21 protein-coding genes are annotated in these 19,839 nt (G+C 68.0%); 15 read left to right on the plus strand and 6 right to left on the minus strand.

Annotated features, from left to right (window positions below; genetic code table 11):
- The first annotated feature begins 118 nt into the window (after window positions 1-118).
- Window positions 119-994, plus strand: coding sequence for a 4-(cytidine 5'-diphospho)-2-C-methyl-D-erythritol kinase (locus tag A3OK_RS0110895; protein ID WP_019904898.1), 876 nt, complete (start codon window positions 119-121; stop codon window positions 992-994).
- 159 nt (window positions 995-1,153) lie between these two features.
- Window positions 1,154-2,773, plus strand: coding sequence for an EAL domain-containing protein (locus tag A3OK_RS0110900; RefSeq protein WP_019904899.1), 1,620 nt, complete (start codon window positions 1,154-1,156; stop codon window positions 2,771-2,773).
- A gap of 51 nt (window positions 2,774-2,824) precedes the next feature.
- Here the strand turns inward: A3OK_RS0110900 and A3OK_RS0110905 are convergent, their stop codons facing one another.
- Window positions 2,825-3,847, minus strand: coding sequence for a polyprenyl synthetase family protein (locus A3OK_RS0110905; protein ID WP_019904900.1), 1,023 nt, complete (start codon window positions 3,845-3,847; stop codon window positions 2,825-2,827).
- Between the two features lie 205 nt (window positions 3,848-4,052).
- Between A3OK_RS0110905 and A3OK_RS0110910 the strand changes: the two genes are divergently transcribed.
- Window positions 4,053-4,277 carry a DUF2007 domain-containing protein gene (locus A3OK_RS0110910; protein WP_019904901.1) on the plus strand — a complete coding sequence of 75 codons (225 nt, stop codon included), beginning with the start codon at window positions 4,053-4,055 and terminating at the stop codon, window positions 4,275-4,277.
- The gene (locus A3OK_RS0110915; RefSeq protein WP_019904902.1) at window positions 4,270-5,085 is read left to right on the plus strand and encodes a methyltransferase; all 816 of its coding nucleotides are present in this window, start codon (window positions 4,270-4,272) and stop codon (window positions 5,083-5,085) included. The genes A3OK_RS0110910 and A3OK_RS0110915 overlap by 8 nt, the downstream gene beginning before the upstream one ends.
- A 76-nt stretch (window positions 5,086-5,161) precedes the next feature.
- Here A3OK_RS0110915 and A3OK_RS0110920 read toward each other — a convergent pair whose 3' ends face one another.
- Window positions 5,162-5,527: a hypothetical protein gene (locus A3OK_RS0110920; RefSeq protein WP_019904903.1), complete on the minus strand. Its 366-nt coding sequence runs from the start codon at window positions 5,525-5,527 to the stop codon at window positions 5,162-5,164.
- Between the two features lie 200 nt (window positions 5,528-5,727).
- Here A3OK_RS0110920 and A3OK_RS0110925 point away from each other — a divergent pair, with 200 nt between their 5' ends.
- On the plus strand, window positions 5,728-6,591 hold the full coding sequence (locus A3OK_RS0110925; RefSeq protein WP_019904904.1) for a S49 family peptidase: 864 nt from the start codon (window positions 5,728-5,730) through the stop codon (window positions 6,589-6,591).
- A 28-nt stretch (window positions 6,592-6,619) separates the two neighbouring features.
- Here A3OK_RS0110925 and A3OK_RS0110930 read toward each other — a convergent pair whose 3' ends face one another.
- The gene (locus A3OK_RS0110930) at window positions 6,620-6,874 is read right to left on the minus strand and encodes a hypothetical protein (RefSeq protein WP_019904905.1); all 255 of its coding nucleotides are present in this window, start codon (window positions 6,872-6,874) and stop codon (window positions 6,620-6,622) included.
- 219 nt (window positions 6,875-7,093) lie between these two features.
- Between A3OK_RS0110930 and A3OK_RS0110935 the strand changes: the two genes are divergently transcribed.
- The 4 genes from A3OK_RS0110935 to A3OK_RS0110950 all read left to right on the plus strand — a co-directional run bounded on the left by A3OK_RS0110935 (window position 7,094) and on the right by A3OK_RS0110950 (window position 11,068).
- Window positions 7,094-8,059: a glycine--tRNA ligase subunit alpha gene (locus tag A3OK_RS0110935; RefSeq protein WP_019904906.1), complete on the plus strand. Its 966-nt coding sequence runs from the start codon at window positions 7,094-7,096 to the stop codon at window positions 8,057-8,059.
- On the plus strand, window positions 8,043-8,477 hold the full coding sequence (locus A3OK_RS23585) for a DUF559 domain-containing protein (RefSeq protein WP_081631186.1): 435 nt from the start codon (window positions 8,043-8,045) through the stop codon (window positions 8,475-8,477). The genes A3OK_RS0110935 and A3OK_RS23585 overlap by 17 nt, the downstream gene beginning before the upstream one ends.
- Window positions 8,478-8,493: 16 nt before the next feature.
- On the plus strand, window positions 8,494-10,632 hold the full coding sequence (glyS, locus tag A3OK_RS0110945) for a glycine--tRNA ligase subunit beta (protein ID WP_019904908.1): 2,139 nt from the start codon (window positions 8,494-8,496) through the stop codon (window positions 10,630-10,632).
- Between the two features lie 196 nt (window positions 10,633-10,828).
- A complete protein-coding gene (locus A3OK_RS0110950) occupies window positions 10,829-11,068 on the plus strand; it encodes a hypothetical protein (RefSeq protein WP_026597141.1) in 240 nt (79 codons plus the stop codon).
- Between the two features lie 87 nt (window positions 11,069-11,155).
- Here A3OK_RS0110950 and A3OK_RS0110955 read toward each other — a convergent pair whose 3' ends face one another.
- On the minus strand, window positions 11,156-11,644 hold the full coding sequence (locus tag A3OK_RS0110955; RefSeq protein WP_019904910.1) for an N-acetyltransferase: 489 nt from the start codon (window positions 11,642-11,644) through the stop codon (window positions 11,156-11,158).
- Window positions 11,641-13,209, minus strand: coding sequence for a glucan biosynthesis protein G (locus A3OK_RS0110960; RefSeq protein ID WP_019904911.1), 1,569 nt, complete (start codon window positions 13,207-13,209; stop codon window positions 11,641-11,643). Before A3OK_RS0110960 ends, A3OK_RS0110955 begins: the two co-directional genes overlap by 4 nt.
- A gap of 746 nt (window positions 13,210-13,955) precedes the next feature.
- On the opposite strand from A3OK_RS0110960, the gene A3OK_RS0110965 reads away from it, so the two are divergent.
- Window positions 13,956-15,122 carry a type III PLP-dependent enzyme gene (locus tag A3OK_RS0110965; RefSeq protein ID WP_019904912.1) on the plus strand — a complete coding sequence of 389 codons (1,167 nt, stop codon included), beginning with the start codon at window positions 13,956-13,958 and terminating at the stop codon, window positions 15,120-15,122.
- A 110-nt stretch (window positions 15,123-15,232) separates the two neighbouring features.
- Complete coding sequence (locus tag A3OK_RS0110970; protein ID WP_019904913.1) at window positions 15,233-15,778, plus strand: N-acetyltransferase; 546 nt, start codon at window positions 15,233-15,235, stop codon at window positions 15,776-15,778.
- 3 nt (window positions 15,779-15,781) lie between these two features.
- On the opposite strand, the gene A3OK_RS24305 is transcribed toward A3OK_RS0110970, so the two are convergent.
- Window positions 15,782-15,949: a hypothetical protein gene (locus tag A3OK_RS24305; RefSeq protein ID WP_019904914.1), complete on the minus strand. Its 168-nt coding sequence runs from the start codon at window positions 15,947-15,949 to the stop codon at window positions 15,782-15,784.
- 328 nt (window positions 15,950-16,277) lie between these two features.
- On the opposite strand from A3OK_RS24305, the gene A3OK_RS0110980 reads away from it, so the two are divergent.
- The 4 genes from A3OK_RS0110980 (at window position 16,278) to A3OK_RS0110995 (ending at window position 19,817) form a co-directional block, all read left to right on the plus strand.
- Window positions 16,278-17,723 (plus strand): saccharopine dehydrogenase NADP-binding domain-containing protein, encoded by a 1,446-nt coding sequence (locus tag A3OK_RS0110980; protein WP_019904915.1) that lies wholly within the window; start codon window positions 16,278-16,280, stop codon window positions 17,721-17,723.
- Between the two features lie 179 nt (window positions 17,724-17,902).
- Window positions 17,903-18,469 (plus strand): Uma2 family endonuclease, encoded by a 567-nt coding sequence (locus A3OK_RS0110985; protein ID WP_019904916.1) that lies wholly within the window; start codon window positions 17,903-17,905, stop codon window positions 18,467-18,469.
- 40 nt (window positions 18,470-18,509) lie between these two features.
- Window positions 18,510-18,851, plus strand: coding sequence for a hypothetical protein (locus tag A3OK_RS0110990; RefSeq protein ID WP_019904917.1), 342 nt, complete (start codon window positions 18,510-18,512; stop codon window positions 18,849-18,851).
- 114 nt (window positions 18,852-18,965) lie between these two features.
- Window positions 18,966-19,817, plus strand: coding sequence for a DUF1206 domain-containing protein (locus A3OK_RS0110995; RefSeq protein ID WP_019904918.1), 852 nt, complete (start codon window positions 18,966-18,968; stop codon window positions 19,815-19,817).
- Window positions 19,818-19,839 lie beyond the last annotated feature (22 nt).

Raw genomic sequence — 19,839 nt, forward strand, 5'->3', positions numbered from 1 at the left:
GCATCGGAGGGCGGGGCCAGACCGGCCCCGCCTTTTGCGTGGCCGCCGGACCGGCCGCCCTCCGACCCGGATCTGGCCTTGCCCGACCCGGATCCGCCCCTCGCCGACAGAGTCATCCGTGCCCGTTCTCGTCACCCGCGCTCCGGCGAAGATCAACCTCACCCTGCACGTCCTCGGCCGCCGCACGGGCGACGGCTACCACGAGCTCGAGAGCCTCGTCGCCTTCACCGGCTCCGGCGACGGCCTGAGCCTCCGGCCCGGTGACGATCTCGCGCTGGATGTGTCCGGCCCCACCGCCGGCCCGGCCGGCCCCCTCGACGACAACCTCGTGATCCGCGCCGCGCGGGGCCTCGCCCGCGCCGTGCCCGGCCTGCGACTGGGCGCCTTCCATCTGGTGAAGCGCCTGCCGGTCGCGGCCGGCATCGGCGGCGGTTCCTCGGATGCCGCCGCCGCCCTGCGGCTCCTCGCCCGCCTCAACGACCTGCCCCTCGACCACCCGGCCGTGATCGAGGCCGCCCGCGCCACCGGCGCCGACGTTCCCGTCTGCCTCGACCCTCGCGGCCGGATGATGCGCGGCGCCGGGGAGGATGTCGGGCCGGCCCTGAACTTCGCTGCGCTCCCCGCCGTGCTGATCAATCCCGGCGTACCGGTTTCGACGGCCCCGGTGTTCAAGGCGCTCGGGCTCGCCGTGGGCGAGCGCCATGCGGGGGCGGACCATCCGGTCCTTGCGCCGGGCCTCTGCCTCGATGCGATCCTGGCGGCGGTGACGCCGGCTCGGAACGATCTGGAGGCACCGGCACTCACCGTCGCGCCCATCATCGCCGAGACCCTCGCCGAGCTGCGCGACCGGCCGGGATGCCGGCTCGCCCGCATGTCCGGCTCGGGCGCCACGGTGTTCGGTCTCTTCGCGAACCGGCGCGACGCGGTTCGGGCCGCCGCTCACATCGGATCGCGGCGGCCATCGTGGTGGGTGAGGCCCGTCCTGCTGCGGTGAGGCGGGTCCGAGGCCCTCGCTCCCTCGGCAAAGGACGGCAACCGTTAAGCATAGGCCCCTTCAATGTGGGCTTACTTCGATTTGTGAGTATTCCTGACGAATTCGTTCAGAGAGGCGAAAGGTGGCTGGGCCAGTGTCCGTTCCGGTCGGGAGCTGAGTATGGAAGAGGCGAAGCAAGGATCCTGGGCCGAGGGCGAGTTTCGCGAGCTCCTCTGCCTGATGATGATCGGAACATGCGTCTGGTTCGCCGGAACGCAGCTGGGCCTGTTTTCGCTCCTCGCGACCTATCCGAACGACAAGGAGCGCCACGATCTCCTCATGCTCGGGATCTGCATGAGTCTCGGCATCGTCGTCGCGGCGGTCCGGAAGTCGTTCATGCTGCGGCGGGCGCTGATCTCGCGGGACCTCGCCCAGTCGCGCGCCGAGGCGGTTGCCCGGCACGACACGATGACGGGCCTGGCCAACCGCCGCCTGTTCCAGGAAAATCTGGACGCCCGGCTCGCCGCCATGCGGGGCGAGACGCCGATCGCGGTTCTCGTCATCGATCTCGACCGTTTCAAGCCGATCAACGACGTCTACGGACACGCGGCGGGCGATGCCATCCTCTGCGTCGTCGCCGACCGGTTGAGGGCGCTCCTGCCCGGCGGCCATGGCATCGCCCGGCTCGGCGGAGACGAGTTCGCCATCCTCTACGATTACGGTGACGACCGGGAGACGGTCGGGCGGATCGCCCAGCAGGTGATCGCCACCCTGTCGCAGCCGGTCCCCTGGGGAGGCCACCGCCTCGATATCGGCGCCACGGTGGGCATCGCCCTGGCATCGCCGGAAACCGCCACGGCGGAATCCCTGCTGCACGCGGCGGATCTGGCGATGTATCAGGCCAAGCGCGACGGGCGCGGGGCGTTCCGCTTCTTCCAGGTGGAGATGGGCTTGGCGTTGCGCGCTCGCGCGCTGCTCGAACGGGAACTGCGCGTCGGTATCGAACGCGGCGAGATCGAGCCCTTCTACCAGCCGGTCGTGTCGCTCCCGGGCCGCGAACTCATCGGGTTCGAGGTGCTCGCCCGCTGGTGCCACCCGCTCCACGGCCTCCTCGGACCGGATGCCTTCATCTCCGTCGCGGAGGAAACCGGCATGATCGCCGACCTCACCTGGGCGCTGATGCGGAAAGCCTGCACCGATGCGCGCTCATGGCCGTCGCATCTCCAGCTCGCGGTCAACATCTCGCCGCTGCAGTTGCAGGACAAGCAGATGCCGGCCCGCATCCTGACGATCCTGACGGAGACCGGCTTCGCACCGAACAGGCTGGAGATCGAGATCACCGAGACGGCGCTGGTCAACGATATCGAGGCGGCACGGACCGCCCTAACCTCGTTGCAGAAGCTCGGCGTGCGGATCGCCCTCGACGATTTCGGAACCGGCTATTCCAGCCTCTATCACCTGCGCGAACTGAAGTTCGACAAGCTGAAGATCGACCGGAGCTACGTCGCCTCGATCCCGCTCGGCACCGAACGGGCCAAGCTCGTCGATGCGATCATCGCCCTCGGGTCGAGCCTCGGCCTCGTCACCACCGCCGAGGGGATCGAGAGCAGCGACAGCGTCGATTGGCTCGCTGGCCAGGGCTGCACCTATGGCCAGGGCTTCCTGTTCGGCGCACCGATGACCAAGACGGCGACGGACCGGCTGCTCACCGAATGGACCGACACGGACGGCAACCTCGTGCTGGATCGCGCGGCGAATCTGCCGATGGTCGCGGCAGGGCCGGCGACCGCCGCCGCCTGACGGTTCGCCGATCACGCCGCTCGATGTTGCCGTGAAGCGGCGGGCTCGCGCTCAGTGAGCGCGAGCGATGCAGAAATCGACCACCTGAAGCAGGGCCGATTTCATTGGCCCGTTCGGGAACAGTGCCAGGGCGTCGCGGGCGATGGCACCGTAGTGACGGGCCCGGTCGATCGTGTCCTCCAGCGCCCTGTGCTTGCGCAGGATCGCCAGGGCCGTGTCGAGATCGGCCTCGGCCACCTCTCCGTCCTGCAGGGTGCGGCGCCAGAACGTCCGCTCCTCTTCGCTCCCGCGCCGGAACGCGAGCACGATCGGCAGGGTGATCTTGCCCTCGCGAAAGTCGTCGCCGACATTCTTGCCCATCGAGGCGCTGGTGCCGCCGTAATCGAGCACGTCGTCGATGAGCTGGAAGGCGATGCCGAGATTCATGCCGTAGGAGCGGCAGGCCGCCTGCTCCGCCCTCGGCCGCTCGGCCAGCACCGGACCGACCTCGCAGGCGGCGGCGAACAGCTCGGCGGTCTTGGCGCGGATGACGGCGAGATACTCGTCTTCCGAGGTCTCGGTGTTCTTGGCGGCGGTGAGCTGCATCACCTCGCCCTCGGCGATGACGGTCGCCGCCGCCGAGAGGATGTCGAGGGCGCGCAGCGAGCCGACCTCGACCATCATCCGGAAGGCTTGGCCGAGCAGGAAGTCGCCGACGAGCACGCTCGCCTCGTTGCCCCATTTGATCCGTGCCGCCACGCGGCCACGGCGCATGTCGCTCTCGTCCACGACGTCGTCGTGGAGAAGCGTCGCCGTGTGCATGAACTCGACGCTGGCGGCGAGCTTCACCGCGCCCTCCCCGGCCGCGTAGCCGCAGAGATCGGCCGTGGCGAGGGTGAGGATCGGGCGCAGGCGCTTGCCCCCGGACGCGATGAGGTGGTTCGCCACCTCCGGAATCATCGCGACGTCGGAGCCGGTCCGCGACAGGATGGTCGCGTTCACGCGCTCCATGCCCTTCGCCACCAGCGCCACAAGATCGTTCAGGCTAGACTCCGGATCGGAGCGGCCCTCATCGAAGGAAACGACGACACCCAAACTCGATGCCTCCCGAGCTCTCACACCGGGCAGATCCCGGCGGCGTACCCGCCTCTCGGGCCGGTCCGCTCGACCGGGCAATCTCCCGCGACCAACATCCACGCGGGCACCCCTTCGCATGCGCGCCGAGGCGCTGCAACATCCAGCACTTCTGCCTGTATACAAAGGGCGGCGGCGCGGGGCCGCCGATGAGGCGGGTGGACGCATGACTGAGCTGATCCGCAGCAACGACATCGTCCTGATTGGCTTTGCCGAGACGCTGCTTCGGGGAGCGGATATTCCGGTCCTCATCGCCGACAACCACATGAGCATGCTCGAAGGCTCGATCGGCGCCTTCGCGCGTCGGCTGCTCGTGCCCGACGACCATGCGCCCCAGGCGCGGCGGCTGCTCGAGGATGCCGGTCTCGCGCACGAACTGCGCGATGCGTGATCCGAGCGACGCGGGGACGACTCCCGGAGAGGCGTCGATTCCCGATGATTCTTCGATTCCCGGGGATGCGAGCCGGGACCTCTGGCTCGGCGGCCGCCTCCGCCTGTATCAGCCGCCGCGTGGCGCCCACCGGGCCGGCACGGATGCGGCGCTGCTGAGCCGGCTGGTGCTTCCGTCGCGGCAGGCTCTGGTCGTCGATATCGGCGCGGCCACCGGAGCGGTGGGGCTCGCGCTGGCATCTTGCGAGCCGGAGGCGACGGTCGTCCTGGTGGAGCGGGACCTCGACCTCGTCGGCCTGGCCGTCAGGAATATCGAGGCAAACGGGTTCCACGGCCGGGCCAGTGCGATCGCAGCCGATATCTTCTCCGTCGCGGGTCGCAGGGAGGCCGGGCTTCGACCGGACATGGCCGACATCGTGCTCACCAACCCTCCCTATTTCGAGGCCGGGCGGCACAGACCCTCACCGGTCGCGGGGAAGGCCACGGCCCATTCCTTCGCGGGCGACGACCTCGAATCCTGGCTCAGAGCCTGTCTCGACATCCTGAAGCCGGGCGGTACGCTGGGGCTGATCCATCGCGCCGATGCCCTGCCCGACTGCCTCGCCGCCCTGCGCCGGCGCTTCGGCGGGATCGTGGTGCGGCCGGTTCAGGCACGGGCCGAGCGGCCGGCAATCCGGGTGCTCGTCACGGCGATCAAAGGAAGCCGCGCGCCCTTCGCGCTCGCGCCGCCGCTCATCCTTCACGGGGCCGACGGCGCGATGACGCCGGAGGCCGACGCGCTTCATCGCGGGCGACCCTGGCCGGCATGATCGTGGACGCGGCGAGAGCCTGAGCCCTCGCCGTAATTCTCAAGTTCTATCGAACTCAGTGCAATTTCTATCGAACTCAGCGGAAGCGCCAATGATGGCGGCGGTGGTGCCCATACCGGCCGTGCCAGTGATGGCGACGATGCCAGTGATGGCGGCGCCAGCCATAGGCCGGGCGATGGTAGCCATAGACCGGGCGGTAGTAGCGCGGCCGCCAGTAATGCCGGCGGTAGCCGTAATGCGGACGGTGCCAATAGTGGCGGCGATGCCAGTGATGGCGGCGATGCCAACCGTGCCGGCGCCACCGGGCCTGCTCCACGAGAGGCGTCCCGGCGGACCCCTCGATCGCTGCGACGGGGAGCGGCGCGGCACGCGCCTGGGACAGGGACCCGTAGGCCCCGCCCAGTACCCCGATCAGAACGATCATCCACGTCACGATACGCATGATGGTCTGTCTCCCTCTCCCTGCGGGGCGTCGCTGAAGCCGCAGGGCTGCGGCGGCGCGATGCGACGCCGGCTGAGTGCAACGGCGAAGCCTGCAAAACAGTTCGATCGTCGCCATTTCGTGATGATCGGTTGGGAAACGGGAGATTACGCAGCCTCCTCGATCCCGACGAATTCCCTTCACCAGCGAGACGAGAAACGATGCCGTTCGCCTTTCCGCGCTTCCTTCATCCGATCCTTCCGAAGGCGTGGCGTGCCCGCAAGCCGAGCGTGGCGGTCATCCGCCTCACTGGCGTGATCGGTGCCGTGTCGCCCCTGCGGTCGGGCCTCTCGATGGCGACGGTCGCATCCAGCCTGGAGAGCGGGTTCGGAATGGCGGGCGTCTCGGCTGTGGCGCTGGTGATCAACTCGCCGGGGGGATCGCCGGCCCAGTCCCACCTCATCCATCGCCGCATCCGCTCGTTGGCGATCGAGAAGAAGCTCCCGGTCTACGCCTTCGTCGAAGATGTGGCGGCCTCCGGCGGCTACATGATCGCCTGCGCCGCCGACGAGATCGTCGCCGATCCGACCTCGCTGATCGGATCGATCGGGGTCGTCTCGGCGGGATTCGGATTCGACAAGCTGATCGAGCGGATCGGCGTCGAGCGCCGGGTCCATACCCAGGGCGAGGCCAAGGCGATGCTCGATCCGTTCCGCCCGGAGAACCCGGAGGACATCGTCCGGCTGAAGGCGATCCAGGCGGATGTGCAGGAGCTGTTCACCGCGCTCGTCACCGAGCGGAGGCCCGCTGTCCGGGCGAGCGGCGACAACCTGTTCACCGGAGCGGTCTGGACCGGGCGGCAGGCGCTGCCGCTCGGGCTCGTGGATGGGCTGGGCGATGCGCGCTCGACGCTGAGGGCGCGGTTCGGAGACGACGTGGTGCTGAAACTCGTCGCCGAGAAGCAGGGATCGTTCGTCTCCCGGCTCCTGCGCCGCGCCGTGCCGGGCTCGACCCTGTCGGATTTCGCCGGTGACGCCTTCGCGGCGATCGAGGAGCGCGCGGCCTGGGCGCGCTACGGCCTGTGAGGGTTGTCGTGCCGGCGGGACGCGCGCCTTAGCGGGCCGCGACGGTGCAGGACGAGGCCGGAGCGGCATAGCCCGAATAGACCACCCGCACCTTGCGGGTGCAGGTTTCGGCCGCGACCGGGGCGGGAACGGCGGCGACTTCGATCGGCGTCACCAGGGCGGGCATGACCACGGTGTCGCTCGCGTCCGTGGTGGCGAGCGCGTTCGAGGCACCGACGACGAACGGCGTGGCGGCCAGCGATGCTGCAAAGAGAGCGGCGAAGACAGTGAACGACTTGCGCATGGTCCGGTTTCCGCAATGTTCGGCGGTCGTTATCGACTCGGCCGATCCCCTGATTTGTGCTAAGAACTTGCGACAAGCGGGACAGTTCCGGCGATAAAACCAATCGTGGCGAAAATGTGTGCCGCTGCGCACTCGCACTCCGGCCGGGCGTCGGCTTGACAGCGCAAGCCCGGCTCTTAAACGCTGCCGCCCTTTCCCGCGGACCGGAAGTTTCCCCTCATGTCGAGCGCACAAGTCCTGCCCAGCGCCGAAGTTTTGCCCGGCGCCGTCGATCTCGCGCCTAAGACCTCGTTCCAGGGCCTGATCCTGACGCTGCAGAATTTCTGGGCCGCGCAGGGCTGCGTGATCCTGCAGCCCTACGACATGGAGGTCGGCGCCGGCACGTTCCACCCGGCGACGACCCTGCGCGCGCTGGGGCCGAAGCCCTGGAAGGCGGCCTATGTTCAGCCGTCGCGGCGTCCGAAGGACGGCCGCTACGGCGAGAACCCCAACCGGCTGCAGCATTATTACCAGTTCCAGGTGATCCTGAAGCCGAACCCGCCGAACCTGCAGGAACTCTACCTCGCCTCCCTCGACGCCATCGGCGTCGACCTCAAGCTGCACGACATCCGCTTCGTCGAGGACGATTGGGAGAGCCCGACGCTCGGCGCCTGGGGCCTCGGCTGGGAATGCTGGTGCGACGGCATGGAGGTGAGCCAGTTCACCTATTTCCAGCAGGTCGCCGGCTTCGAATGCGCGCCCGTGGCGGGCGAACTCACCTACGGTCTCGAGCGCCTCGCCATGTATGTCCAGGGCGTCGAGAACGTCTACGACCTGAACTTCAACGGCGGCGCGGGCGAGGACAAGGTCACCTACGGCGACGTCTTCCTCCAGGCCGAGCAGGAATATTCACGCCACAATTTCGAGGCGGCCGACACGGCGATGCTGTTCCGCCAGTTCACCGATGCCGAGAAGGCCTGCCGGACCTATCTCGATGCCGGCGCGCCGGAGGACGAGGCCGGCCGCCACCGGATGGCCCAGCCGGCCTACGACCAGTGCATCAAGGCGAGCCACGTCTTCAACCTGCTCGATGCCCGCGGCGTGATCTCGGTGACCGAGCGCCAGAGCTACATCCTCCGCGTCCGCGAACTGGCCAAGGCCTGCGGGGCGGCGTGGCTGAAGACGGCGGGTGGCGGGGCAAATTGAGCGCTCCGGCGACGACGGACGGCGCCACACCCCCACCTTCACCTCCTCCCCGCGAGGGGGGGGAGAGCATTTGCTTCCCCTCGCCGTTCTGGCACCTTTCCGGACGGCGATCCCCTCTCCTTGCGGGGAGGGTCAGGGTGGGGGTGCATGCGCTCGATGCCACCACCACCGCTTCATCATCGAGATCGATGGTGGGCATCAGGGTCGCGATCCGCAGGCGAATGCCGATGCGATACGCACCGAATGGCTCAATCGCCGTAGGTATCGCGTTCTGCGATTTTGGAATGCGGATGTGATGACCGACGTCGACACTGTCCTCGACACGATTTACGCGGCTCTCTACACGGGCGCCATGATGCCCGGCCTCGATGCCGATACCGCTTCCGGAAACTCTCCCGTCCCGGACGGGGGAGAATAGGTCTGACCGTCTCCCCATGCCTGATCTCCTCCTCGAACTGCGCTCCGAAGAGATTCCCGCCCGCATGCAGCGGCGTGCGGCGGAGGATCTCAAGACGCTCGTCACCGATGCGCTGGTGGAGCGGGGCTTCCTCTACGAGGGGGCCAAGGCCTTCTCCACGCCGCGCCGGCTCGCCCTGCACGTGGCCGGCCTGCCGCCGCGCGGCAAGGACGTGCGCGAGGAGCGGAAAGGGCCGCGCGTCGGCGCGCCGGACGGGGCGATCCAGGGCTTCCTGAAGAGCGCCGGCCTCGCGAGCCTCGATCAGGCGACCATCGTCACCGACCCGAAGAAGGGCGAGTTCTACGTGGCCGTGATCGAGCGGGCCGGCCGCGACACGCTCGATGTGCTGGCCGAGATCCTGCCCGCGATCATCAAGAGCTTCCCCTGGCCGAAATCCATGCGCTGGGGCGCGGCCTCGGCCCAGCCGGGCTCCTTGCGCTGGGTGCGCCCGCTGCAATCCATCGTGGCGACTTTCGGACCCGAGACCGAGACGCCCGACACCGTGCCCTTCTCGGTGGACGGGATCGTCGCCGGCACCACCACCTACGGCCACCGTTTCCTGGCTCCCGAGGCGATCGAGGTGCGCCGGTTCGACGATTACGTCCAGGCCCTGGAGCGCGCCAGGGTCGTCCTCGACCCCGACCGGCGCAAGGACATCATCCTGCATGACGCTCGCGACCTCGCCTTCGCGCGCGGCCTCGAACTCGTGGAAGACGAGGGCCTGCTCGACGAGGTCGCGGGCCTTGTGGAATGGCCGGTCGTGCTGCTCGGCACCTTCGATCCGGGCTTCCTCGACATCCCGGCGGAGGCGATCCGCGCCACCATCCGCGCCAACCAGAAATGCTTCGTGCTGCGCGAATCCGGCACGGACACCCTCGCCCCGGCCTTCATCCTGGTCTCGAACCTGATCGCCAGCGACGGCGGCATCGCGATCACCGGCGGAAACGAGCGCGTGGTCCGCGCCCGCCTCTCGGACGCGAAGTTCTTCTGGGAGACCGACAAGGGGATCAGGCTCGAAGACCGCCTCCCGAAGCTCGATTCCATCGTGTTCCACGAGAAGCTCGGCACGCAGGGCGAGCGGGTCCAGCGCATCGCCTCGCTGGCGCGAGAGATCGCGCCGCTGGTCGGTGCCGATCCGGACCTCGCCGAGCGGGCGGCGCGCCTCGCCAAGACCGATCTCGTCACCGAAATGGTCGGAGAGTTTCCCGAACTACAGGGCTCGATGGGACGCAAGTACGCGACGCTTCAGGGCGAGCATGCGAGCGTCGCCGCGGCCATCGAAGAGCATTACAAGCCGGTCGGACCGTCTGATCGCGTGCCGACCGATGCGATTTCCATCGCCGTCGCGCTGGCCGACAAGATCGATATACTGGTTGGATTCTGGGCGATCGACGAGAAGCCGACCGGGAGCAAGGATCCCTATGCGCTAAGGCGGGCTGCCTTGGGCCTCGTCCGAATCATTCTCGAGAACGAACTGCGCTTGCAGCTGGAGTTTATTTTCCGTTCGCATGCTGAGCGATATTTTGACTGCGACGCATCAGACCTCGCCTTCAGTCTACTGCGTTTCATTCAGGAGCGCACCAAGGTTCAGCTTCGCGATAACGGTCGGCGCCACGATCTCGTTGATGCTGTCTTTGATATGGGAATGACGAGCCCTGCCCTAGTAGCTGGGATGGCCAATGTCCGCGATCTCCTGATGGTGGTCCGCCGCGTCGAGGCCTTGGGCAAGTTCCTGGAGACCGACGACGGCAAAAACCTGCTCGCCGGCTACAAGCGCGCGGCCAACATCCTGCGGATCGAGGAGAAGAAGGACGGGCGCCGTTACGAGGCCGAGCCGGACCGCGTCGCCATCGCGGCCTCCGGCGAGCCGGAGGAGCAGGCCTTGTCCGAGGCGCTGGTCGCGGCGCGGGAGGCCGCCTCGGCGGCCGTGGCGGCGGAGGATTTCGCCGGGGCCATGCGGGCGCTCTCGACCCTTCGCGCGCCGGTGGATGCCTTCTTCGAGACGGTCACCGTCAATGCCGAAGACCCGGCCCTGCGCGAGAACCGCCTCGCCCTGCTCAATGCCCTGCGCGCGGCGACCCGTGAAGTCGCCGACTTCTCGAAGATCGAGGGATAAGACCGGACCTCAGCGAGGTCGTGCCGCGCGACTGCGCGGCGGCGTTCGTCCGCCGGACCTCACTGACCCCGACCATGGCTCGGGGTCGGTGAGACGCGGTGTAAGTCTCGAAACACTCTCGGCGGGAGAATTCGGCAAATCGGGAACGGTCGAGCTCGCAAGTCCGTTAGGGCGCATGGTTTCGAAGGAGATCCCCATGCGTCATCACATCCTTGCCACCGCTGCTCTACTGACTCTGTTCGGCGCCTCTGCTGTCCAGGCCCAGACCACGATCATCGAGCGCGACGCGCCCGACCGCGTCATCGTCGATCGTCCTGCATCCGAGTCCCGCACGGTCGAGACCCGGGAATCGGGCGATGGCTGCCGGACCAAGTCCGTCACCCGCGAAAACGACGAAGGCGACCGCAAGACCGTGACGCGCGAATCCTGCGATTGAGCCGACTTCGTCCCCTCCTCCCGTTCCTGGAGGGGACACCCGGTCCGGCGGGGATGGTCTTCGCCGGGCCGCGCGCGAGACGGCCGTCTACAGTGCCTTCTCGTAGCGCCAGGCTTCCATGCCGTCCTCGTAATAGTCGGTGAGGATGGCGAAGCGCTCGTATCCGTGGCGCTCGTAGAGCCGGATGCCGGCGCCGTTATCGGCCCTCACTTCCAGCCGCAACCGCGTGCAGCCATGGGCTTTCGCATCGGATTCGGCGGCGTCCAGCATGAGGCTGCCGAGACCCTGCCCCGCTCGTCCCGGCGAGACCGCGATGGAGGAGAGCCTGGTTCGGCGGCTGCCCTTGCGGCGCTCCAGCGTCGCCGCGGCCACGAGCATGGAGGTGTCCTCGCCGTCCAGCGCCACCAGCAGCGACATCGACGGCGAGCCGATGGCGTGGCGGATCGCCCGCCGCTCCGCTCTGTCTCCGACGAAGGCGGCGTGTTCGAGGGCCACGAGGGCGTCGAGATCGCCCAGGGTCGCCGGGCGGATGGTGACGAGGGCGACGGATGGCGCCTTCTGTGGCTGCGGGCTCACGCTGCGGTCCAGGGATAGACCCAGGTTTCGGAAAGCGCGCGCCCTGCGCTGCGCAGGAAGACGCGCAGGTCGGTGGAGTGGCCGGCCGTGTCGAGCGTCACGTCGATCGCCGCGCGCAGCCCGCCCGTATGCGGGTTCGGGGTGAGCGACGTCGCGGTGATGCGCCCCTGCGAGGTGCTCGCCACCACCTCCACCTTGCTCGCATCGGGCAGGTAGTAGGACAGGTCTCCACCGTTGAAATCGATGAGGAAGCGGCGGCTCAGGGCGCCTTTCGCCTCGTCCGCCTTCGCGGTGCCGCTGGCGACAGTCGCCGCCGAGAAGGTGTTCGCCACGCGCCCGCCGGGATGGAGATGGCCGCCCGCGCCCATCGCCCGCACGCTGTAGGCCAGGCGAACGGGCTCGCCCGCCGGGTAGGGCTGTTTCGGGCGCCAATAGGCGACGACGTTGTCGTTGACCTCGGTGTCGGTGGGCAGTTCCATCAGCGTCACCGCCCCCTCCCCCCAGCCGCCCTCGGGCTCGACGAAGTAGCTCGGCCGCCGGTCATAGGAGGCTTCGAGGTCCTGGTAGGTCTCGAAAGCGCGGTCGCGCTGCATCAGTCCGAATCCCTTGGGATCGCGATCGACGAAAGACGAGATGCGCCGCTCTTTCGGATTGTCTAGGGGGCGCCAGAGCCACTCGCCCGATCCGGCGGCGATCTGGAGACCGTCGGAATCGTGCAGTTCCGGCCGGTAATCGTCGGAGTGATGGCGGTCGTTCTCGCCGATGAAGAACATCGAAGTGAGCGGGGCGAGCCCCACCGACGGCAGCGCCACCCTCGGGATCAGCGTGGTGCGGACCGAAACGCTGGTCTCGTCGCCGGGCTTCACGGTGAAGGCGAAAGCGCCGGTCACGGACGGGCTGTCGAGGAGCGCGTGGATCACCAGGGCCTCGGCGCCGGTCTCGGGCATCGTCACCCAGAACTCGCGGAAGACCGGGAATTCCTCGGGGCCGCCCTCTCCCTCGACATTGAGGGCGAGGCCGCGCGCGGAAAGGCCGTAGAGCTGGTCGCGCCCGAGGAAGCGGTAATAGCTCGCGCCGAGGAAGACGATGAGTTCGTCGAGCAGGTTCGGCTTGTTGAGGGTGCTGTGGAAGCGCAGGCCGGCGAAGCCGAGATCGACCGGCAGCGGCTTGTCGAGCTTGGTCCGGCCCATGTCGAACAGGCTAGACTGATAGGCGATCGGCGTCGCGATCCCGCGCCGCACGAGGTTCACCGTGACCGGCCGCGTATAGAGGAAGCCGAGATGGAAGAGCTGCAGCCGGAACGGGCTGCCCTCGCCGCCGCGGAAAGCCTTGTCGGGCTTGAAGCGGATGTCGCGCCAGGCGTCGTAATCGAGCTTGGCGATGGGTGCCGGCAGGCTCGGCACGCGGGCATCGTAGGCGACCTTGGCGAGCGCCTCGGCGCGCCGCTCCACATCCTCGAAGTCGAAGGGCTTGGGCGCGCGGCCGTCCTGCGCAGCGGATGGCGTGCCCGCCACGGACAGCGCGGCGATCCCGGAGACGACGGCGCGGCGGGTGGGGTCGGACATGATCCTGCACTCTTCGGACGGACGGCGAGCAATGAGCCAAGCCACGCCTTCCGGCGCGTCATCGAACCGGAGCGACGACGCGCCTGGACATCGAAGCCCGACATGGTGAAACCGCCCGCTTGATGGCCGGTTCGAAGCCCCTTGGAAAGGGCTCCCGCGCGGAAGTGAGCCTTCGAGGTCACAATCGCGGGAAACGGCCGGTTGCGGCAGGGGGACGACCCCGATTTTTCTTGTGGCGAAAGCCGTCAGACCGTATACGCGCCTTGCCCAATTTCGCACGTGCCTGTGGCCGCGTGCCGGTTGGTGGGCATCCGGCCAACTGCCGGACAGCCGCCAGGGGTCTTAAAGGATCGATGGTCGATAGGGTGGATTCCCTCCGGCCGGCATCCAGGTGGCAACACCGGACCCCGACAACAACCGGCAGCCGGAGGCGAAACCGGCGAACCCCGCTCTCCACGGGGGACGCAGCTTAAAGCAACGACGAACGGGCTTTTTTGGTCTCGTCGGCCCTCCAAAGGCCGGCACCGAAGAGGCTTGTTTCTCTTTGCCCGGCGTGCGGTGGGGATCCCCCTTCCAATCCACGGCAGCTTCCGGGTGCTGATGCGCCCGCGGTCGACGACGTGTCTCCACAGCACGTCGCGTGTCGCGTCGCATCGCCCCCAGACGCCGGACGGCTCGTCGCCGTCCTGACATTCGACAGCGCGCCCCATGGACGGGCGCTCGCGAACCTGTGGGTTGGAACGACCATGACCGATCGTATCCGCGATTTCCTGCGCGCACGCCGCGACATGGGCCAGGACGAAGGCCCGGTGATGGTGCTCGACCTCGATGTCGTGCGCGACAACTACACCGCCTTCGCCCGCGCCCTGCCCGATACCCGCGTGTTCTACGCCGTGAAGGCGAACCCGGCGCCGGAGGTGCTGCGCCTGCTCGCCGAGATGGGCTCCTGCTTCGACACGGCCTCCGTGGTCGAGGTCGAGATGGCGCTCGCCGCCGGCGCCACCGCCGACCGCGTCTCCTTCGGCAACACCATCAAGAAGGAGCGCTGCATCGGCCGCGCGCTCAAGCTCGGCGTGCGCCTGTTCGCCGTCGATTGCGAGGCCGAGGTCGAGAAGATCGCCCGCGCCGCCGATGCGGTCGGGATCGAGGCCGGCGAGGTCCAGGTGTTCTGCCGCATCCTCTGCGACGGCGCGGGCGCCGAATGGCCGCTGTCGCGCAAGTTCGGCTGCGTGCCGGAGATGGCCGTCGACGTCCTCGAACATGCCTGCCGCCAGGGCCTGCATGCCTACGGCGTGTCGTTCCATGTCGGCTCGCAACAGGGCAACACGGAAGCCTGGGACGGGGCGCTCGCCTCCGCTTCCACGATCTTCCGCGAATGCGCCGATCGCGGCATCGCCCTGTCGATGGTCAATCTCGGCGGCGGCTTCCCCACCAAGTACCTCAAGGCGGTGCCCGGCGTGGAATCCTACGGCGACGCGATCTTCCGCGCGCTCACCAAGCATTTCGGCAACCAGCTGCCCGAGACCATCATCGAGCCGGGTCGCGGCATGGTCGGCAATGCCGGCGTGATCGAGGCCGAGGTGATCCTGGTCTCGAAGAAGTCCGATGCCGAGGACGAGATCCGCTGGGTCTATCTCGATATCGGCAAGTTCGGCGGCCTCGCCGAGACCATGGACGAGTCGATCCGCTACGCGATCCGCACCGATCACGACGAGGATCGCATGGCGCCGTGCGTGCTCGCCGGGCCGACCTGCGATTCCGCTGACGTGCTCTACGAGAAGGCGCCCTACCCGCTGCCGATCTCGCTCTCCATCGGCGACAAGGTGCTGATCGAGGGGGCCGGGGCCTACACCACCACCTATGCGGCGGTGGCGTTCAACGGCTTCCCGCCCCTCCAGCAATACGTCATCTGACCTCGATCCGATCGAGGAACGAGCACCGTGCCGTCCCGATCCGCAGGCGTGGAGCCGCCTGCGGAGACGGCAATTGAGTTACCCGCCAGGACCTGGGAGAGGGCGCGGCCTTGATCGAGATTCGTGACGAACGGCCGACCGATATTTCGGCTCGGGAGCTGTTGCTCGATACCTGTTTCGGCCCCGCGCGATACCTCAAGACGTCCGAGCGCCTGCGCGAGGGCCGTCTGCCCGTGCCCGGCCTGTCGCTGACGGCCGAGCTGAGCGGTCGCGTCGTCGGCACCGTCCGCCTCTGGCACGTGGAGGCCGGTCCAGGCCGGCCGGCCCTGCTGCTCGGGCCCCTCGCCGTCGATCCACTGCTTCAGGGGCACGGTCTCGGCAGCACGCTGATGTGGGCTTCCATCGGGCGGGCTCGCGCCCTCGGCCACGGCGCCATCATCCTGGTGGGCGATGCGCCGTATTATGCCCGGTTCGGGTTTTCCCGCGAACTGATGGACGGTATTTCCCTGCCCGGCCCGTTCGAGCGGGCGAGGTTCCTTGGATTGAACCTGCGCAGGGGAAGCCTCGACGGTGCCGTCGGAACCCTCACCGCATCAGGCCTCCTCGAGGAGGCTGCCTGTCCGGTGGGGCTGGATGCGCGACGACATGCGGCGTGATCGCTAGATCGCGGTGTGTATGTTGGCCTGATCGCAACGGCGGCGGAAGGCGGCGTCGTGCTGGCGGCGAACGGCGCGGATCAGGGCGGCCGCAAGGGTGATGACGCCGGGGTCGCGATCGATCGGCTCGTCGGCCTGAGCAGGTGTGCTGGATACGAAGAAGGATAACATGGGAACTCCGTCTTTCGGCGTTCGTGTGTTTTCCATCCCTATAGTTGATGTTCTCGTATTTGTTGCAGTGCAATATCGGCGCGTCGATCATCGACCGCAATGGCGCTGAACGGGATGGCGACCTGCGTCTGATTCATGCGTCGACGAAACCGTTCTTTAACCGTCGGTGGGGTCGCCCCCACCGCGATACGATGCATGGTCGGAGCCGATACGGTTGACCGCGCGCGTTCAAGCGGCCACTAGCCCGTCGCCTGACCGTCATTTCCGCCGACTAAGGACGTGCCTCGCTCGTTGAGTTCGAGTGGGGCCGAGAAGAAGGATTGCCCGCATGACCGAAGCCGCCACCACCTGGCCCGTCCATGGCCGCATCAGCGGTCCCATCGTGATGATCGGCTTCGGCTCGATCGGCCGCGGCACCCTGCCGCTCATCGAGCGCCATTTCGAGTACGACAAGGCCCGCTTCACCGTGGTCGAGCCCTCGGACGCGCACAAGTCGCTGGCCGACCAGCACGGCCTGCGCTTCGAGCAGGTGGCGCTGACCAAGGAGAACTACCGCGAGGTCCTCACCCCCCTCCTCACCGAGGGCGGCGGCCAGGGCTTCTGCGTCAACGTCTCGGTCGACACCTATTCCCGCGCCATCATGGAACTGTGCCGTGAACTCGGCGCCTTCTACATCGACACCGTAGCCGAGCCCTGGCCCGGCTTCTATTTCGACAAGTCCAAGGGCCAGGGCGACCGCACCAACTACGCGCTTCGCCAGGACATCCTCGACGCGCGCAGCGCCAGCCCCGGCGGCACCACCGCCGTGTCGTGCTGCGGCGCCAATCCCGGCATGGTCTCCTGGTTCGTGAAACAGGGTCTCCTCAACGTCGCCGCCGATCTCGGCCTGACCACGGCCGAGCCCAAGACCCGCGCCGAGTGGGCCGCCCTCATGCGCGAAGTCGGCGTCAAGGGCATCCATATCGCCGAGCGCGATACCCAGCGCGCCAAGGGCCCCAAGCCCATGGGCGTGTTCGTCAACACCTGGTCGGTGGAAGGCTTCGTCTCCGAGGGCAACCAGCCGGCCGAGCTCGGCTGGGGCACCCACGAGACCTGGCGCCCGGATAATGCCCGCGACCAGGAGAAGGGCTCGCGCTGCGCGATCTACCTGCTCCAGCCCGGTGCCGACACGCGCGTGCGATCCTGGACGCCCACCGCGCAAAGCCAGTTCGGCTTCCTCGTGACCCATAACGAGGCCGTCTCGATCTCCGATTACTACACGGTGCTGGAGGGCGAGCGCGCCGCCTACCGCCCGACCTGCCACTACGCCTACCACCCCTGCAACGACGCCGTGCTCTCGCTGCACGAGATGTTCGGCAAGGCGGCAGCGGTGCAGGAGAAGCACCACATCCTCGACGAGAACGAGATCGTCGACGGGATCGACGAACTCGGCGTGCTGCTCTACGGCCACGAGAAGAACGCCTACTGGTTCGGCTCGCAGCTCTCCATCGAGGAGACCCGCCGTATCGCGCCCTACCAGAACGCCACCGGCCTTCAGGTGACCTCGGCGGTCCTCGCGGGCATGGTCTGGGCGCTGGAGAACCCGGAGGCCGGCATCGTCGAGGCCGACGAGATGGACTTCCGCCGCTGCCTCGAAGTGCAGATGCCGTATCTCGGCCCGGTCGTCGGCGTCTACACCGACTGGACCCCGCTCGCTGGCCGCCCCGGCCTGTTCGCCGAGAACATCGACGAGACCGATCCTTGGCAGTTCCGCAACGTCCTCGTCCAGAGCTGAGACGTCTGGGCCGTCCGCGCCATCGCGGGCGGCCCGCGCCGCATCCGGAATGTGAGGCCGCGCGTCGCCCGACGCTGTCCTCCCGGATATCGGCACGATAGGCCGGTCCATGCAGCGCATGGATGTTGCAGGTGGCGGGCGGGATGGTAGCATCCCGTCTCCGACCGAGAGCATCCGCCATGGCCGTCGCCGCGCGCCGCGATTCCCGCATGAACGTCGCCGAATACCGCCTCTGGGTCGAGAACCGGCCCGACGATGAGCGCTGGGAACTGCTCGACGGTCTTGCGGTGCTGATGTCGCCGCCGCGCGAGCGCCATCAGACCATCGTCGCGAACCTGATCAGACGGCTCGGCGACCTCGCCGATCACAAAGGCTGCCGGGCGCTGCCCGGCCTCGCCATCCTCAGCGCGGCGATGGATGATTTTGCGCCGATCCCCGATGTGGTGGTGCGCTGCGGCCCTCTCCTGCCGGATGGTTACGCCTCCGATCCGATCTTGGTGGCGGAGGTGCTGTCGAAGAGCACCATGAGCCTCGACCGCGGGCGCAAGACCGATTTCTACCGGTCCGTACCGAGTCTTCGCACGTTCCTGCTCGTGTCGCAGGACGAGGTCAGGATCGAGGCCTGGCGCCGGCTCGATGCCGGCGATTGGGCGGTCGACGCGCTTTATCGTGACGATCTTCTCGATCTGCCCGAACTCGGCGGAAGCGTCTCCGTTCGCGATCCCTATATGAACGTCCCCATCTGAGCCTTCGCTACCCCGGAACCCGTCGATTCAGGTCCTGCCCTTGCCCCATTTCGAAGACTTCTATGCCGACAAGCTCCGTGGCTCCCTCGGGGTCACCGATGCGGAATCCGTGCTCGACCTGCGCGGCACCAACCGCCCGACGGCCGAGGCATCCCTGAACGACATGCTCGAACGCAGCCGCTTCGGCAAAGGCAAGACCGTGGCGATCCGCTTCGATCCGCCGCCGGAAGGCGGTGGCGAGACCCTGTTCCAGCCCATCGGCCGCCTGCTGCTCGACGCCAAGCGCAAGGGCATCGTCGACCGGCTCCAGACCCTTCCGGCCGGTGACGGCCTCGGTTTCTACGTCGCCCTCGCCGGCAAGGCGACGCGCAGCGCGGAATAGGGCGCCAGCACCTCGCGCCGGCAAAGAATAGCGCTACGGCGCAGGAGCGGATTCCCGTCATCTGGCGTTGGGATGCCACGGCACGCTCGGCCGGCTGGTGGTGAAGGTCTCCTCGTGAAGCGTCTCGGCCGGAACACCATCGAGCGTCTCGCCCGCATGGGCTTCGGTGCCCGCGGCATCGTCTATTGCATCGTCGGCGGCCTCGCCCTGCTCGCGGCGCTCGGGCGGGGCGGCAGCACCGGCGACAGTGAGAGCGCGATCCGGTGGGTCTTCCTCGGCCCGTTCGGGGCGATCCTGGTCGGCCTCATCGCCCTCGGCCTGTTCGGCTTCGCGACTTGGCGCCTCGTCGAATCGATCACCGATGCGGATCGTAACGGCACGTCCGCGAAGGGTCTGGTCATTCGCGCGGCCAGTTTCGGCAGCGGCATCGTCGCGGCCGGCCTCGGCATCACGGCGGCGAGCCTCGCCCTCGGCCTCGGCCGGCGCGCCAGCGGCGGTGACGGGGGATTGCAGGACTGGACGGCGTGGCTTCTGGACAAGCCGTTCGGCCCCTGGCTCGTCGGACTGGTCGGCCTCGGGATCGTTGGCGGCGGGATCGCCTTCCTGGTCAAGGCCGCCAAGGGCAAGGTCACCGAAAGGCTCTCCCTCGACGAGGCGCATTGCCGGTGGGTCAAGCCCCTCGGCCAATTCGGCTATGCCGCGCGCGGGATCGCCTTCCTCATCATCGGCGGCTTCGTCGTGGTCGCGGCCTGGTATCAGGCCTCCTCCGAGGTGAAGGGCCTCGCCGGGGCCTTCTCCGCGTTGCGGGCCCAGCCCTACGGATCCCTCCTCCTCGGCATCGTCGCGGCGGGCCATCTCGCCTTCGGTGTCTTCGGCCTGATCCAGGCGCGATACAGGCGCATCGACGCGCCGGATCTCGACGAGACCGACGATGCGGTCATGCGCGCGGTGCGGTCCCTGAACTGATCTCCACGCTCGGGCATTGCAG

Origin of the sequence: Methylobacterium sp. 77, from assembly GCF_000372825.1 — a bacterium.
Lineage (GTDB): Bacteria > Pseudomonadota > Alphaproteobacteria > Rhizobiales > Beijerinckiaceae > Methylobacterium.